The following is a 15718-nucleotide window of genomic DNA, read 5'->3' on the forward strand; positions in this document are numbered from 1 at the left end:
CGGAGGACGTCGAGGTGCGGTGAACGGCCCGAGAGGCGCATTCTTGCTGTGTTATCCCCCTGGTGGCGGGCGGACGAGGGCAGATCGATGACAGGGAGCGCCGAGCGCGAGGGCCAGGCGCTGGACAGCCTGACCTCCCTGCTCAGTGACGCGGTGACGGACGCGATCCGGGCCGCCCGCGGCTTCGCGGGGGGCGTGTACCTGCGCTCCGGTACGCCCGGCCTGCTGCGACTCGCCGTGCTCGCGGGCCTGCCGGGGCCCCTCTTCCGCCCCTGGTCGCGCATGCACGTGGACCGGCCGTTCCCGGTCGCGGACGCCCATCGGCTCGGTGTCGAGGTGCTGCTCGCCGATCCGACGGAGACGATGCGCCGCTATCCGCAGCTCGCGGCGGGACTGCCGTTCCAGTTCGGTTCGCTCTACGTGCCGGTCGTGAGCGACTCCACCCCGTACGGCGTCCTGACGGTGCTGCGCCCGCCCGCCTCCGACGCCACCGAGGTCCTGCCGGACCGCGACCGGATGACAGCGGTGGCGGCGGGCCTCGGAGCAGCCCTGGCGAAGCTGGACAGGGACGGGTCCTCGGTCCTGTGGGACGGCAACCCCCTCGGAACCCGGCCGCCGGTCGACGGCCCGTCCACCCGGTGCGTCGGGGGCTTCACCTGGGATCCGGAGGACGGCACGCTGCTCGCGGACGACGCCCTGTGGGCGCTGCTGGGAATACCCCAGGAGGATTTCGGGGGCACCCCCGAGGCCTTCGCGGACGCGCTGGCCCACGACGAGCCCCGGTTGCTGCTGGCCGCCCTGCGCGAGACCGCCGCCGGCCGGCCCCCGCCCCATCCCCTGCCCGTACGGACCGGAAACGGCGGACTGCGGCTTCTCGAACTGTGGACAGCGGGAGGAACGGACGATCCGCCGTTCCGGGTCAGCGGCGCGCTCGTCGACCCGGGACCGGGACCGGCGGCGGACGGGGCGGCCGACCAGCTCCCCGAGGGCGTCTTCTCGATCGACCGGATCGGGCTGATCACCTACGCCAACCCGCGTGCCGGCGAGCTGCTCGGCCGCCCGCGCGCCGAGCTGATGGGGCGGCTGCTGTGGGACGCGGTGCCCTGGATGGACCACCCCGCCTACGAGGATCACCTGCGCAGCGCGCTGTTCTCACCGGACCCGGTGCACTTCCGGGCCCGCAGCCCGCTGGGACACGGCACCGCGACGACTCCGGGACACCTGACGGGAACCTGGCTGAGCTTCTCCGTCTATCCGGGCCCGCGCGGGGTGACCTGCAAGATCACGCCTCTGGGACGGGCCTCGGGGTCCGCCGGGAACGCCCCGTTCGACCTGGAGGCGACGCAGGCCGCAGGGGCCGGGACCGAAGAGCCCGACACCGGTGCCCCGGGCACGGCACCGCAGTACCGGCCCATCGTCCTCGCGATCGCCCTGACCGAGGCGGTGACCGCGCGGCAGGTGTCCGAGGTGGTGATGCGCGAACTGCTGCCCGCGTTCGGCAGCCGCCGCCTGGCCATCTATCTGCTCCAGGACCGCAGGCTCTATCTGGCCTGGGAGACCGGCTTCCCGCAAGGGTTCCTCGCTCCCTTCGACGGTGTGGGCCTGGACGCCAAACTGCCCGGGGTCGAGTCACTCACCAGCGGCCGGCCGCTCTTCTTCGAGTCGATGCAACAGCTCGCCGCCGCCTATCCGGGCATCTCCCTGGACGCCACCGTCGGCGCCCGTGCCTTCCTTCCGCTGATCGCCTCCGGACGGCCGGTCGGCTCCTGCATCCTCGGGTTCGACCGGCCGCGCGGCTTCAGCACCGAGGAACGTACGGTCCTCACCGCGCTCGCCGGGCTGATCGCGCAGTCCCTGGAACGGGCGAGGCGCTACGACAGCGAGGCGGCGCTCGCCCGCGGGCTCCAGGAGGCCCTGCTGCCGCACCGGCTGTCGGCACACCCCCTCGTGGAGACGGCGGGCCGTTATCTGCCCGGCACCGTCGGCATGGACGTGGGCGGCGACTGGTACGACGTCGTCGAGGCCGGCGACGGGCTCGCCCTCGTCATCGGGGACGTCCAGGGCCACGGCGTCCAGGCCGCCGCCACCATGGGTCAACTCCGCAGCGCAGTAAGGGCGTTCGCCCTCGGGGACCATCCTCCGGACGAGGTGATGAGCGGTACCAACCGGCTGCTCATCGACCTCGATCCGGGCCAGTTCGCGAGTTGCTGCTACGTCCGGGTGGATCCGTTGACCGGTGTCGCGCAGGCGGCGCGGGCCGGGCATCCGCAGCCGCTGCTGCGCCACCCCGACGGCCGCACCGAGGTTCTGGACCTGCCGGGCGGTGTGGTGCTGGGCGTGGACCCGCACGCCGACTACCCCGTGACGGACCTGGTGCTGGAACCCGAGGCCGTACTGGCCCTGTACACGGACGGGCTGGTCGAGCGGCCCGGCACGGACATCGACGACGGGATCGAGGCCCTTCGCTCGACCCTGGCCGACGCGGACCCCCCGCGGCACCGCACGGCGGGCGGTCCGTCCCTGTCCAGCGCCGCCGATCTGCTCACCGCGGACGCCCGGAGGGCCAACGAACGCCCCGACGACATCGCGCTGCTGCTCACCACCCGCCGGCCGCCCGACGAGGATGAACGCCCGGGGCCGGACACCCGTCCGGACCGCTCACGGTGACACGGGCCGGACGGAGGTCAGTTGGCCCGACGGATGTCAGCTGGCCCGACGGATGTCAGTACGCCCGACGGGAGTCAGTGGGCCGCGTCCAGACGGGCCCGCTGGTCCGGGGTGAGTTCCAGGTCCACCGCGGCCAGGTTCTCCTCCAGCTGGGCCACCGAGGAGGCACCGGCCAGCGGGATCAGCGGCAGCTCGCCGCCCATCTGCCAGGCCAGCACGACCTGGTTGAGGGTCGCCCCCGTCTCCTTCGCCACCTCCTTGAGCGCGGTGAGCCGGGCTGCGTTTCCCGGGTGGTCGTAGTCGGACGGCAGCGGCTTGTCCCGGCGCCCGTAGGCGCCGCCCAGCAGCGGCGAGTAGGCGACCAGCGTCAGCCCGGGCTCCGCCCCCAGGTAGCTGAGGAGTTCACCGGTCGCGGCGCCGAGGCCGCCCTCGGGGAAGAGCCCGCTGGGTACGTCGGAGCGCGGGCGCAGCAGGCTGTGGTGGTACTGGAGGACCTCGTAGCCGGGCAGTCCGGCCAGGGCGGCCAGGGCGCGGGCCCGCTCCACGCGCCAGACGGCGTGGTTGCTCACCCCGAGGAGTCCGACGCTGCCTGCCGCGACGAGTTCGGCGAACGCCTGGACGGTCTCGCCCGGTTCGACGGTGCGGTCCTCTATGTGCGCGTACAGAAGGTCGATCTTCTCCACGCCGAGGCGTTCCCGGCTCCGCTCGGAGGCCTCGCGGATCACCTTGGCCGACAGTCCCTCGGGGTTGTCGACGTAGCCGGTCCCCGGGGCGAGCGGGCGTGCGCCGAGCTTGGTCGCGAGGACGATCCCGTCGCCGACGCCCCGGCTGCGCCGCCAGCGTCCGAGCAGTTCCTCGCTCTGGCCGCCCTGCCCGCCGTCGGTCCAGAAGGCGTAGTTGTCCGAGGTGTCGATGAAGTTGCCGCCGGCCTCGGCATAGCGGTCCAGTACGGCGAACGACGTCTTCTCGTCGGTCAGTGAGCCGAACAGCATCGCGCCGAGCGCGAGCACACTCACCTCGCGGCGGGTCGCCGGGTCCGTGCCGATCGTGCGGTAGCGCATGGTGTTCCCTCCCGTTCGGGCCCGAAGTCCCCGGGCCCGAACGGGAGTCTGGTCGCTGGAGTGCTCTTGAGGTCAAGCCTTGGCGAAGGGGCCCTCCAGGGCGGCCCACTGCAACAGCATGATCGTCTTGGCGTCCGCGATCTCCCCGCTGCGGATCATCGACAGGGCTTCACGGAAGGGCAGTTCGACCACCTCGATGTCCTCCCCCTCCTCGTCGAGTCCGCCGCCCTCGTGGGTGCGGGTGGACGGGCCGTAGGAGGCGGCGTAGAAGCTCACCCGCTCGGTGACCGAACCCGGGCTCATGTAGACGTCGAAGACGTGTTCCACCGCGCCGACGGTGTGCCCGGTCTCCTCGATGACCTCGCGCCGTACGGCGTCCTCGGGGTGCTCGTCCTCCTCGTCGAGGAGGCCGCCGGGTGTCTCGACCAGCATGCCGTCCGGGTGCCCGTTGGCATACACGGGATAGCGGAACTGCCTGGTCAGCAGCACGGTTTCGCGCTCGCTGTCGTACAGCAGGAGGGTGGCTCCGTTGCCGCGGTCGTGGGTCTCGCGCTCCTGGGTGCTCCAGGTCCCGTCGGCCAGCTGGAGGTCGAAGGTGGTGGTGCGCTCCACGTACCAGTGGCAGGACAGAAGTTGCACGTCGCGGATCCTGACCCGGGGGTTGCCGGTCAGGTCGCGGCCCGTCCGGTCGAGTCCGGTCCGGCCCCGGCGGTCGGGGGTGTCGATGCCGGCGGTCATCGCGCGCGGGCCCGGCGGGCGCGGGAGTTGTCGTTCATGGGCACTGTCTACCATCCCGAGACCAAGGTCCTGGTCACAGCGGGGCTTCGCCCGTCTAGGCTCACGCCATGGAACAGACGGAGATCATCCTGCGCGCCATCGGCGTGCTCACCGAGACCAACGCCATGGTGCGCAGGATCGCCCAGGACGAGGAGGCCGGGGTCGAATCGGCCGAGAACAACCTGGGCGCTCTCGTCACCGAGGTGTTCCCGCGTGTCGAGGTGCCCGGTGACGCCGGTCCCGCCGAGGCGGGGCAGGCGGTCGCGGACGCCTACCTGCCCGCCGCCATCTCGCTGGTGGGCGCGTTCGCGTTCCTCTTCTCCGAGCTCGCCGACCTCCACGACTCCGGGCGCACCGACGTCTCGACGGCCGATCTGCTCCAGGATCTCGCCCTGCGCATGTCCCGGGCCGACAACGAGTAACCGCCGTCCGACGCGGGCGCGCCGTCCCGCCCCGCTCCACGTCACCGGTCCCGCTCGACGCGCACCCGGCCGGTCCCGGCCCGGGCTCCCCCGGCCGGCTCTCGACCGGGGGAGCCCGCGGCGGGGTCCGACGGCCCGGTGCCGGGTCAGGCGTGCGGAACGATGGCCACCGGGCAGGGCGCGTGATGCATCACCGCGTGGGCCACCGAACCGATCCGGACGCCCACCGCGGAGCGGTCGGCCCTGCGGCCGACGACCACCAGCTGGGCCCGGTCGGAGAGGGACAGCAGCACCTGGCCCGCGCTGCCCATCTCGATGTGCTGGGTGACGGGTACCTCGGGAAAGCGTTCGCGCCACGGCAGGAGCGCCTCGGCCAGCGCCTTCCTCTCGTACGGCTCCAGGCCGCCGGCCTCGTCGAGCATCTTCAGCGAACCGGGGCTGTAGGCGAACACCGGCGGCAGGCTCCACGCCCGTACGGCCCGCACCGCCGCGCCACGGGCCGCCGCGGTCTCGAACGCGAAACGCAGACCGGCGTCGTCCTCGGGCCCGCCCTGATGGCCCACGACGATCTCGCGGCCGCCCGCCTCGTCCTCGGGCCGGTCCTCCGAACGCACCAGCACCACCGGGCAGGACGCCTCGGCGATCACCCGTTGTCCGACGGAACCGAGCAGGAAGCCGACGAACGCGCCGTATCCGCGCGAGCCGAGGACCAGGGTCCGCGTGTCGGCCGCGACGCCCAGCAACGCCTGCACCACGTCGCCGTCGACGGAGTCGATCACGTCGACCGTCACCGGCAGACCCTCGTGCCGTTCGGTGGCCGTGCGGGCCGCGTCCTCGATCATGGCTCGGGCCGCGCGTGCCTGGTCCTCCCGGTCACCACCGCCGACCATGTCGTGCGGCGGCCAGTGCCAGGCGTACACCACCCGCAGCGCCACACCCCGGCGGACGGCCTCACGGCCCGCCCAGGCCAGGGCCGCCCTGCTCTCGGGTGATCCGTCCACGCCCACGGTGATCGGGTGGGTCATCCGCCTGCCTTCCGTCGCCGGCCCGTCTGCCCGGCCGGGTGCTCGTCCATCCTTGCCGGTCCAGTCTCCGTCACCGGCGGGGACGGCGGACACACGACAGGACATGCGGAGGACCCGCTCCGGCACGGGCCGACGGGCGTGACCCTGCTAGGGCTTGTCCGCCAAGCCCTACGCCGAGGCGCGGACCACGAGTTCCGGGTCGAAGATCAGCGACGTGGGTTCGGTGCGGACGCCCTGGATGTGCTCGTCCAGGAGGGCGGCCATCGCCGCGGCCATCTCCTCCACCGGCTGGCGCACCGTGGTCAGCGGAGGGCGGCAGGTCACGGCCACGCTGGAGTCGTCGAAGCCGACGACCGCGACATCGTCCGGCACCTGTCTGCCCCGCTCCCGCAGCAGTTGGCACACACCCTGGGCCATCAGGTCGTTGGCGGCGAACACCCCGTCCACATCCGGGTGTTCGGACAGCAGACCGGACATCGCCGCCATGCCGCTGTCCAGCGTGAACCCGCCCTCGGCGACCGGGACGTACGGGTGTCCGCTGCGGGCCATCGTGTCGCGGAACCCGGCGAGCCGGTCCTGGCTCGCGGCGACGCCGAGCGGCCCGGTGACGGTGACGATCCGCCGGCAGCCCCGGTTCAGCAGGTGTTCGGCCGCCAGTCGCGCCCCCTCGCGGTGGGCGAGATCGACGTAGCTGAGCCGCACGGGGCGGGAGGGCCGGGCGAAGAGGACGGCGGGCAGACCCGCGTCGGCGAGCAGGGCGGGCAGCGGGTCGTCGGCGTGGGTGGAGACGACAAGGGCCCCGTCCGCGCTGCCCTGCCGGAGGTCGGCCAGCACCTGGCTCCTGGTCTCCGCGGATTCGGCGAACATCAGCAGCGGATGCATCGAGCGTGGACGCAGGTACCCCACCACGCCGCTGACGACCCGTCCGAAGAAGGGGTCCGCGAACACCCGCGCGGCAAAGGCGTTCTGCGCCTCCCCCGGGGTGTCGCCCGCGCCGGAGACGATCAGCGCCACCGTCTGGCTGCGCCGTGTCACCAGCGATCGGGCGGCCCGGTTGGGCGCGTATCCCGTCCGCTCGATGGCCTGGCGCACCACCTCCTGGATTCCGGGGTCGACGTTGCGGACACCGTTGATGACCCGGGACACGGTCGCGCGGGAGACTCCGGCCACCCGCGCGACATCCTCCAGCGTGGGAGCCTGTCTGCTCATGGCGGCACCCTAACGGCACGGCACCGCCCCGGGATAGAGCGCTCTCCCCGGCCGCCCGGCGCTCAGCCGGGGGCCCGGACCAGGGCGGTGGCCGTCAGCGGCAGGGCGCCCGCGGAGCTGCCGGCGAGCACGCGGTAGGCGCCGGGCCGCGTGCGCCACGCGTGTTCGTCCTCGGCCCAGTGGCGCAGCGCCCGGGGCGGTATCCGCACCGACGCCGTCGCCCGCTCGCCCGGTTCGGCGCTCACCGCGGCGTACCCGGCGAGCCAGCGTTCCGGGCGGTCCGGCGGGCCGGGGGGCCCGGCGAGATAGACCTGGACGACCTCGCGTCCGCGCCGGGGGCCCGTGTTGCGTACGTCGACCCGCACGGTGAACGGCTCGCCGGCCACGATGTCGCCGGGGACGCCCAGCCCCTCGTACGCCCAGGTGGTGAAGCCGAGTCCGTGCCCGAACCAGTAGGCGGGTTCGCGGTCGTGGCGTGCCCAGGCTCGGTAACCGATGTGCAGGCCCTCGGTGTAGTCGAGGTGTCCGTCCTCGGGCCGGGTGCGGGTGACCGGCGCGTCGGCGAGGGTCGCCGGCCAGGTCGTGGGCAGCCGCCCGCCGGGTTCGGCTCGGCCGAACAGCACGTCGGCGAGGCCCGCGCCGCCCTCCTGACCGGGGAACCAGGTCAGCAGGACGGCACCGGCCGCCGCGCGCCAGGGCAGTTCGACCGGTCCGCCGCTGTTGACGACGACGACCGTGCGCGGTTCGGCGGCGGTCACCGCGCGGACCAGCTCGTCCTGGCGTCCGCCGAGCCCGAGGTCCGTCCGGTCGTATCCCTCGGACTCGCCGTGTTCGGTGGTGCCGACGACCACGATCGCCGCGTCCGCGTCGCGGGCCGCCCGCACCGCGTCGGCCAGGGCCGGACCGTCGTCGGGGGGTGGCGGGGCAGCGGTGACGACGGTGGCCCGGCCGGTGCCCGGGGCGAGTTCGCGGCGGGCCACCACGCGCACCGCGCGTCCCGCCGTGAGCGGGACGGGCGCACCGTGGACGGGCGGGTTCACGTGGACGACCGCCGGATCGTCGGTCTCCTTGCCGAACTCCCCTTTCAGGGCGACGCGTTCGTCGACGGTGATGCTCAGGCGCCCGAACCCGCCGACTCCGAGCGTCCACCGCCCCGAGATCCGCGGAAGCAGAAGGGCGGCGATCTCGACGGTGTGCGCGCCCGACGGCAGCGGCGGCTCCAACTGACGTCCCCCGAGGCGGTGTTCGGAGAGCAGTTCACGCCCCGCCGCGTCGAGCACGCGCAGCCGGACACCGGGGGCGCCGGTCTCCGGATCGGCGCACAGGTCCGGGGCCAGGGGTGGCGCGGGCGCGTCGGCCGAGGGGCCCGGCACATGGACGACGCGTACGCCGTCGCCGAGCGCGGCCCTGATCCCCTCCAGCGGAGTGACGACCCGCTCGGGGAAGACTCCCGCGCTGCCGCCGCCCTGGACCCGCGGCAGGGCCGCGTGCGCGCCGATCACCGCGACGGTGCGCAACCGGGCGGGATCGAGCGGGAGGACACCGCGATTGCGCAGCAGGACGGTGCTCGCGGCCGCGGCCGCGCGCAGCAGCGCGCGGGCCTCGCCCCGGCCGGTGGCGGGCGGGGCGTCCCGCAGCGGCTCCCCCAGCGCGCCGCACGCGGCGGCGAGCCCGAGCAGCCGCCGCACCTTGTCGTCGACGGCGTTCCGCGGAACGCGCCCCTCTTCCACCGCCCGCACCAGCTCCTCGCCGAAGGCGCTCTCCGGTCCCGGCATCGCGAGGTCGAGGGCGGCGCGGGCGGCCGGTTCCCCGGACCGCACCGCGCCCCAGTCGGACACCACCACGCCGGTGAAGCCCCACTCCTCCTTGAGGGGTTCCTCGAGCAGGGAACTGGCGGTCATCGTGGTGCCGTTGACGCCGTTGTACCCGGCCATGACGATCCGGACGCCAGCCTCGACGGCCGCCTCGAACGGTGCCAGATACACCTCCCGCAGGACCCGCTCGGACACCCGTACGTCGACGGTCAGCCGGTCGGTCTCGGAGTCGTTGGCCACGTAGTGCTTGGCGGTGGCGGCCACTCCGTGTGCCTGGATGCCCCGGATCAGCGCGGCGCCGGTGCGGCCGGTCAGTTCGGGGTCCTCGGAGAAGCACTCGAAGTGCCGCCCGCCGAGCGGTGTCCGGTGGAGGTTGAGGGTGGGTGCGAGGACGACGTCGACACCCTTGCGGCGCGCCTCGGCGGCGAGCAGCCCGCCGAGACGCTCCACCCGTTCCTCGTCCCACAGGGCGCCGAGCGCGGACGCCGAGGGCAACAGCAGGGCCGGATCGCCCTCGTCCCAGGACTGCCCGCGTACTCCGGCGGGACCGTCCGACAGGACCATCTCCCTCAGTTCCAGGGCTGGTTCGGCCCTGGTGCGCCAGGTGGTCGCGCCGGTGAGCAGCCGGACCTTCTCGCGGAGGGTCAGTTTGCCGAGGAGCCGTTCGCGTTCCGCCTCGTCGTCCGTCTTCTCCGTCAAGTGCGGCCTCATTCCTGGGAGAGCGCTCTCCCCGTCGGTGCTCGACTCAGTTGTAGACGCCGAACTCGTAGAGCGAGTAACCCCATCCGGTTCCTCGCGTGGTGCCGTTCACCCGTACGTAGCGGCCCGCCCCGGTGACATCGAGGTCGTCCACGCCGCCGTTGCCGTCGGTGACCGTGCGGACGGTGGTCCAGTTCTGCCCGTCGTCCGAGGTCTGCACGGTGTAGGCCCTGGCGTACGAGGTCTCCCAGACCAGTTGCACATGGCGGAACGGGGTTCGGGTACCGAGGTCGACCCGCAGCCACTGGGGATCGCTCCAGTCGCTGGCCCAGCGGGTGCTGAGGTTGCCGTCCACGGCACCGGCCGCGGTACAGGGACAGTCGCCGCCGCCGGTCTGGAACGAGGAGGCGGTGGCCGGCCGGCCGAGCGCGACGTTCGTTCCGCTCGGGGTGGGCGGCACCACCCGCACGGACCGGGTCTCGACACCGACGTTGCCCTTGCCGTCCTTGACCTTGACGTAGACCTTCCAGACTCCGGGCCGGTCCGGCGCGGTGACCCGGAGCCGGCCGCCGCCGAGGTCGGTGAAGGGCAGCGGGTTCAGCTGTTTGCCCTGGTCGATGTACATGCTGTTGTCCAGTACCTCATACGTGACCGGATCGCCGTTCGGGTCCGTGGCCTTGACGGAGAGCGTGAGGTCGCGCCCGGCCGGCACCTTGCCCGCGTCTCCCTCGACGGTCAGGTCGGAGACGACCGGCGGGGTGTTGTCCCGGGAGGTGTCCGCGCCGTACGCCTTCTTCACGGCGTAGTACGACAGCCGCTTCTCGCCCGCGGGCAGCAGGTTGAACCAGATGCCGCCGAAGTCGTACTCGGTCCCGTAGTGGAACATCGTGGCGCCGAGCGCGACGCCCTGGTGTCCGGTGACGCAGTTCCAGGCCCGGGTGTAGCCGTCGGCCTTCGCCCGGTCGGCCGGTTCGGCGGGGACGCCGTTGGCGTCGTCCGGCACCTCCCACTCGCCCGCGGGACCGGTTTCGGTGACGATGTAGGGCTTGGTGTAACCACCTTGCTGCCAGGCCGACTTGATGTCGCAGACCGCGTTGTAGGCGTTGACCGCATACAGGTCCAGATCGGGCGCGTTCCGCTTGTAGTAGGGCCAGGCGCCGGTCCACGCGTCGGTCGAGGTGACGGGGTGGTTGGGGTCGACGGCGTGGATCTTCTTGGTGATGTCGTTCACGAGGGTGGTGTAGGCGTCCCGCTGGCGCTCCAGCTCGGCGCCGCTGTAGCAGTTCTGGAGTCCGAGCACGGACTCGTTACCGACATCCCACATCAGGACGCCCGGGTTGTCCTTGTAGGTGGCGGCCCATTGGGGGAACTCGGTGAGTACCTGGTTCTTGTAGGAGGTGTCCGTCAGATAGTTCACACAGCCGCCGCTGCCGGGACCGCCTCCGGGCTGCAGCCAGAAGCCGCCGATCACTCTGATGCCCTGGGCCGCCGCCGCGTCGAACAGGGGCTTGCTGGACGCGTCGGTGCCCCAGGTGCGGACGGTGTTGACGCCCATCGACTTCAGGTCGGGCAGGTAGCGCCCCGCGTCGGCGACGGCGGGCCCCCAGGTGAGGCCCTTGATCTGGTACGGGCTTCCGTCGACGGTCAGCTGCCAGTTGCCCTGCGAGCCGGTGACCTTGACGACGCCGCCGGCGGCCTGGGCCGGCTGGGCGGGCAGAACGAGTGCTCCCGCGGCGAGCAGGCCCGCCGTGAGGGGCGCCGCAACACGGCGCCGGGTGGTACGCGATCCGGTCATGAGAGTCCGTCCGGTGTACGGGTGGGGAGGTGCCGGGGAAGGGGTGCGGGTGAGGAGGTACGGGTGCGCGGGGCGACGGGGACGGACGGTCCCGCCGGCCGGGTGTGCGCCGGACCGGCGGAACCCGTCCGCGTCGCCTCAGGGAAGCCGGTAGTTCGCGTCGAGTGCCGCGCCCGCCTCGGGATGCGTCTGGTCGTAGCCGCGGGCGTCGCACTGGAGCCCGCCCACGACGCAGTGGTCGACGAGCGCCTTCTGTGTCGGCGCGTCCCACGCGTTGAAGAAGTCGTAGTGGAACGAGTGGCCGGCGCCGCTCGAAAGCCTGACCTGCGACATGTCACCGTTGACCGGGAAGGCCATCTTGAACTCGATCATCGGCAGCGCGACCGGGTGGTCGTCCGGGCAGATGTTGTTGTTGGTGCCGGGGTTGACCACCGGATAGGCCATGTGGCTCTGGTGGTTGGGGGTGTCCAGATACTTGCCGTCCCAGCAACTGGGCGCCTGGAAACGGATGTTGAGCTGGACGTCGGCCCTGTTCGGGCACTGTTGCGGGAACTCGACGTTGAAGAAGCTGTCGCCGCACTCCCAGCCCTCCACGAAGCCGCGGTGGTTGCGGAACTCGGCCGCCGACTGCATCGGACTGCCGACGACGAAGCGCAGACCCTTCGGGAAAGGGCGCACGCTGGTGTAGTCGGTGACCCCTGCCTTGTAGTAGATGACCTGGGGGCCCACCGGCAGCACGGGCGTGTTGCCGTTGAGCAGGGTCGGCATCCAGTAGGCCGACCTGTCACCGGGGGCCCGGCAGGTGGTCCCGCCGCCGTCGAGCGAGGCGGTGGTGCTGGCCGCGCTCGTCGTGGTGTTGCCCATGAAGGTGTGGTCGTGCGACTTGCCCGGCTGGCCGGGGTAGACGATCGGGTCGTCCGGCCGGGTGTGGGACACCGAACAGTTCGCCTGGAACTCGTGGAAGTAGCGGTGCGCCGGCTCCGCCTTGGACGGGACGACACCGGTCACCTGCGGATTCGCCGGGATGTAGCCGTCGCCGTCCGGGTCCTCTGGCGAGGAGATCGTGGAGGCGGCCATCACGTGCGCCGCGTGCACGGCCGGCGCACCGGCCACGGACGCCGCCGGGCGGGACGGGGGGTCGGCGCTCATCGCCACTCCGGCCAGGCCGAGCGAGGTCAGCACCAGCGCGCCGGACATCAGGATTCCTGAAACGATCTTCGATCTCCGTGCCATGGAGACCTCCTGCCACGTCGATGGGGACGGTGGGGGTCGGACGGCCGTGAGCGGCGATGAGCACGGTGCCGCCGGGCCGCCCGCGTGACGGTCCATCACATGTGCCGAGGGAACGGGAGAGCGCTCTCCCGTCGAGGAGTGTTGTGGCGGTCGCGCGGGAGTGTCAAGGGAGTTGACGAAGAATCAGGTGACCGCCGTGCGCTCACCTCTTGAATACAGCTCCGAACTCGTCATCGATCTTCGAGTGAGCCCATAGAGCAGTGAACTATCCCAAATCCCCACCGTGTTGCCTCTTCGCCGTGCAACAACATCCGGGACTGCGGTCACAACTCTTGACGCGTCGTTCACCTGGATGAAGCATGCATCGGCGAGAGAGCGCTCCCCCGTACCTCCCATCGTTCACTTTCTGAACAAGGAGAGTCGCCCCCCATGCCTCCAACCCCCACAGACGTCCCGGACTCCGGCCGTTCCCCCGTCGCGCGGCGCACCGTCCTCGGAGCGATGGCGGCCGGCGCGGCGGCGCCCGGACTGCTCGCGCTGTCCTCACCGGCGTCCGCCGTACCCGCCGAGTCCGCCTCCCCCACCCGGCAGCCGTCGGCGCTTCCCGGCGGCGGTGATCTCGGCCCGAACGTCATCGTGTTCGATCCCTCGACGCCGGGGATCCAAGCCAGGCTCGACCAGATCTTCCGGCAGCAGGAGTCGGCGCAGTTCGGCACGGGCCGCTACGCGTTCTTCTTCAAGCCGGGCACGTACAACGGGCTCAACGCCCAGCTCGGCTTCTACACCTCGATCGCGGGCCTCGGCCTGTCACCGGACGACACGACGATCAACGGTGACGTGACCGTCGACGCCGGCTGGTTCAACGGCAACGCCACCCAGAACTTCTGGCGTTCGGCGGAGAATCTCGCGCTCAACCCGGTCAGCGGCACCAACCGGTGGGCGGTGGCGCAGGCCGCCCCGTTCCGTCGTATGCACGTCAAGGGCGGCCTCAACCTGGCGCCCGACGGCTACGGCTGGGCCAGCGGCGGTTACATCGCCGACAGCCGGATCGACGGCTCGGTCGGACCGTACTCGCAGCAGCAGTGGTACACCCGCGACAGTTCGGTGGGCGGCTGGGTCAACGCCGTCTGGAACATGGTGTTCTCGGGCGTCCAGGGGGCGCCCGCCCAGTCCTTCCCGAACCCTCCGTACACGACGCTCGACACCACACCGGTGTCGCGCGAGAAGCCGTTCCTGTACCTCAACGGCAGTGAGTACCGGGTGTTCCTGCCGGAGAAGCGCACCAACGCACGCGGCGTCACCTGGGGCAACGGAACCCCGCGCGGCTCCTCCCTGCCGCTCGGCCAGTTCTACGTGGCCAAGCCCGGTGTCACCGCCGCCACCCTGAACGCCGCACTCACGCAAGGACTCCATCTGCTGCTGACACCGGGGATCTACCACCTGGACCAGCCGATCCAGGTGAACCGCGCGGGAACCGTGGTCCTCGGTCTCGGCTACGCCACGCTGATCCCGGACAACGGCGTCACCGTGCTCAGGACGGCCGACGTGGACGGCGTCCGACTGGCCGGCTTCCTGATCGACGCCGGGCCGGTCAACTCCACGACCCTCCTGGAGATCGGTCCGGCCGGAGCCTCGGCGGACCACTCGGCCAATCCCACCACCGTGCAGGACGTCTTCGTCCGCATCGGCGGAGCCGGTGCCGGCAAGGCGACGACCAGCATGGTCGTCAACAGCCGGCACACGATCGTCGACCACACCTGGGTCTGGCGGGCCGACCACGGCACCGGCGTCGGCTGGGACACCAACCGGGCCGACTACGGCATCCGCGTCAACGGCGACGACGTCCTGGCCACGGGTCTCTTCGTCGAGCACTTCAACAAGTACGACGTGCAGTGGTACGGCCAGCGGGGCCGCACGATCTTCTTCCAGAACGAGAAGGCGTACGACGCCCCGAACCAGGCCGCCATCCAGAACGGGAGCGTCAAGGGGTACGCGGCCTACAAGGTCGCCGACACCGTGACCACCCATGAGGGCTGGGGCCTGGGCAGCTACTGCTACTACAACGTCGCTCCGACGATCGTCCAGCACCACGGCTTCGCGGCGCCGAACAGGCCGGGCGTGAAGTTCCACGACCTGCTGGTCGTCTCGCTCGGCGGCAACGGACAGTACGAGCGCGTCATCAACGACACGGGCGCCCCCACCTCGGGCACCTCCACCGTGCCGTCCACCGTGGTCTCGTATCCCTGACCGTTCCCCGTCCGCGCGGCTTGCACCGGCGCGGGCCCGGGAAGCCCGTCCCCGACAGGAGGACGGGCTTCCCGGGGCGAGGGCGTGGCCGACGCCCGTGTTCGTCCGCGTCCGCCCGCGTCAGTAGCGCTGGGCCTTGACCAGCACGGCGGTGAGCTGGGGCTCCGCGGGCTGCCTGCTGATCACGATCGGCGTCGCCTTCTTCCCCGGCTCCAGGTTCTCCTTGCCGACGAACTTCGTCTCCACGACCTTGCCGTCGGGGTTCTTGAAGTCGACCTGCACGGCGTACGAGGCGGTCTTGCCGGTCGTGTTGGTGATGGTGACGAGTACGGCCCGCAGCCCGCCGGTCTCCGCCGTGGGCACGCCCTTCATGCTGACCTCGGACGTCGCGTTGCCGCTGCCCTGGACGTCCTTCAGCTCCTTCTCGGCGGTGGCCGCGGCGCGGACGGTGTCGGCGGACACCGAGGCCGCGAACTCCGAGGCCCTGGCTTCCACGGAGGCCGCCGCCGACGACGCCCGCTCGCTGGCCGACGCGATGATCGAGGAGGCCGCCGAGGCGATGGCGGAGGGTGCCGACCCCGTGAAGTCGGACTTGTTCGGCGGGGTGATGGAGGCCGTGCTGCTGCCGCCGCCGTCGTCCGAGCTGCACGAGACGAGAACGGAGCAGCACGCGATCGCGGACAACAGGGCAGCGGCACGCCGTGATCCGCTCCGGCCGTGGGGAACACGTCTGCTCATGGGGGCTCGTCCTCTTCCTGCCGTACGGGGC

At 71.9% G+C, this 15718-nt stretch carries 11 protein-coding genes; 3 read left to right on the forward strand and 8 right to left on the reverse strand.

Annotated features, from left to right (window positions below):
• The first annotated feature begins 87 nt into the window (after positions 1-87).
• Positions 88-2667 carry a SpoIIE family protein phosphatase gene (locus tag OG485_RS04605; protein WP_328664719.1) on the forward strand — a complete coding sequence of 860 codons (2580 nt, stop codon included), beginning with the start codon at positions 88-90 and terminating at the stop codon, positions 2665-2667.
• A gap of 74 nt (positions 2668-2741) precedes the next feature.
• On the opposite strand, the gene OG485_RS04610 is transcribed toward OG485_RS04605, so the two are convergent.
• Positions 2742-3728 (reverse strand): aldo/keto reductase, encoded by a 987-nt coding sequence (locus OG485_RS04610; RefSeq protein ID WP_328664720.1) that lies wholly within the window; start codon positions 3726-3728, stop codon positions 2742-2744.
• 72 nt (positions 3729-3800) lie between these two features.
• The gene (locus OG485_RS04615) at positions 3801-4466 is read right to left on the reverse strand and encodes an NUDIX domain-containing protein (RefSeq protein WP_328664721.1); all 666 of its coding nucleotides are present in this window, start codon (positions 4464-4466) and stop codon (positions 3801-3803) included.
• Between the two features lie 107 nt (positions 4467-4573).
• Between OG485_RS04615 and OG485_RS04620 the strand changes: the two genes are divergently transcribed.
• Positions 4574-4927: a hypothetical protein gene (locus OG485_RS04620; RefSeq protein ID WP_328456220.1), complete on the forward strand. Its 354-nt coding sequence runs from the start codon at positions 4574-4576 to the stop codon at positions 4925-4927.
• A gap of 146 nt (positions 4928-5073) precedes the next feature.
• On the opposite strand, the gene OG485_RS04625 is transcribed toward OG485_RS04620, so the two are convergent.
• The 5 genes from OG485_RS04625 to OG485_RS04645 all read right to left on the reverse strand — a co-directional run bounded on the left by OG485_RS04625 (position 5074) and on the right by OG485_RS04645 (position 12702).
• Complete coding sequence (locus OG485_RS04625) at positions 5074-5952, reverse strand: universal stress protein (RefSeq protein WP_328664722.1); 879 nt, start codon at positions 5950-5952, stop codon at positions 5074-5076.
• Between the two features lie 168 nt (positions 5953-6120).
• Positions 6121-7161, reverse strand: a complete 1041-nt coding sequence (locus tag OG485_RS04630) for a LacI family DNA-binding transcriptional regulator (protein WP_326789731.1) — start codon at positions 7159-7161, stop codon at positions 6121-6123.
• A gap of 62 nt (positions 7162-7223) precedes the next feature.
• Positions 7224-9686: a glycoside hydrolase family 3 C-terminal domain-containing protein gene (locus OG485_RS04635; protein ID WP_328664723.1), complete on the reverse strand. Its 2463-nt coding sequence runs from the start codon at positions 9684-9686 to the stop codon at positions 7224-7226.
• Between the two features lie 34 nt (positions 9687-9720).
• Positions 9721-11469 carry a discoidin domain-containing protein gene (locus OG485_RS04640; protein ID WP_328664724.1) on the reverse strand — a complete coding sequence of 583 codons (1749 nt, stop codon included), beginning with the start codon at positions 11467-11469 and terminating at the stop codon, positions 9721-9723.
• A 138-nt stretch (positions 11470-11607) separates the two neighbouring features.
• Entirely contained in the window at positions 11608-12702 is a 1095-nt protein-coding gene (locus OG485_RS04645) for a DUF1996 domain-containing protein (RefSeq protein ID WP_328664725.1), read from the reverse strand.
• Between the two features lie 429 nt (positions 12703-13131).
• Here OG485_RS04645 and OG485_RS04650 point away from each other — a divergent pair, with 429 nt between their 5' ends.
• On the forward strand, positions 13132-14949 hold the full coding sequence (locus OG485_RS04650; RefSeq protein ID WP_328664726.1) for a coagulation factor 5/8 type domain-containing protein: 1818 nt from the start codon (positions 13132-13134) through the stop codon (positions 14947-14949).
• Between the two features lie 120 nt (positions 14950-15069).
• Here the strand turns inward: OG485_RS04650 and OG485_RS04655 are convergent, their stop codons facing one another.
• Positions 15070-15687, reverse strand: a complete 618-nt coding sequence (locus tag OG485_RS04655; protein WP_328664727.1) for a hypothetical protein — start codon at positions 15685-15687, stop codon at positions 15070-15072.
• Positions 15688-15718: the final 31 nt, after the last annotated feature.

It is taken from the genome of Streptomyces sp. NBC_00328 (assembly GCF_036139655.1).
Classification (GTDB): Bacteria; Actinomycetota; Actinomycetes; order Streptomycetales; family Streptomycetaceae; genus Streptomyces.

Bases quoted from the DNA above. Each gene is read 5' to 3' on its own strand.
- OG485_RS04605 (WP_328664719.1), top strand. From the start codon at position 88: ATGACAGGGAGCGCCGAGCGCGAGGGCCAGGCGCTGGACAGCCTGACC.
- OG485_RS04610 (WP_328664720.1), bottom strand. From the start codon at position 3,728: ATGCGCTACCGCACGATCGGCACGGACCCGGCGACCCGCCGCGAGGTG.
- OG485_RS04615 (WP_328664721.1), bottom strand. From the start codon at position 4,466: ATGACCGCCGGCATCGACACCCCCGACCGCCGGGGCCGGACCGGACTC.
- OG485_RS04620 (WP_328456220.1), top strand. From the start codon at position 4,574: ATGGAACAGACGGAGATCATCCTGCGCGCCATCGGCGTGCTCACCGAG.
- OG485_RS04625 (WP_328664722.1), bottom strand. From the start codon at position 5,952: ATGACCCACCCGATCACCGTGGGCGTGGACGGATCACCCGAGAGCAGG.
- OG485_RS04630 (WP_326789731.1), bottom strand. From the start codon at position 7,161: ATGAGCAGACAGGCTCCCACGCTGGAGGATGTCGCGCGGGTGGCCGGA.
- OG485_RS04635 (WP_328664723.1), bottom strand. From the start codon at position 9,686: ATGAGGCCGCACTTGACGGAGAAGACGGACGACGAGGCGGAACGCGAA.
- OG485_RS04640 (WP_328664724.1), bottom strand. From the start codon at position 11,469: ATGACCGGATCGCGTACCACCCGGCGCCGTGTTGCGGCGCCCCTCACG.
- OG485_RS04645 (WP_328664725.1), bottom strand. From the start codon at position 12,702: ATGGCACGGAGATCGAAGATCGTTTCAGGAATCCTGATGTCCGGCGCG.
- OG485_RS04650 (WP_328664726.1), top strand. From the start codon at position 13,132: ATGCCTCCAACCCCCACAGACGTCCCGGACTCCGGCCGTTCCCCCGTC.
- OG485_RS04655 (WP_328664727.1), bottom strand. From the start codon at position 15,687: ATGAGCAGACGTGTTCCCCACGGCCGGAGCGGATCACGGCGTGCCGCT.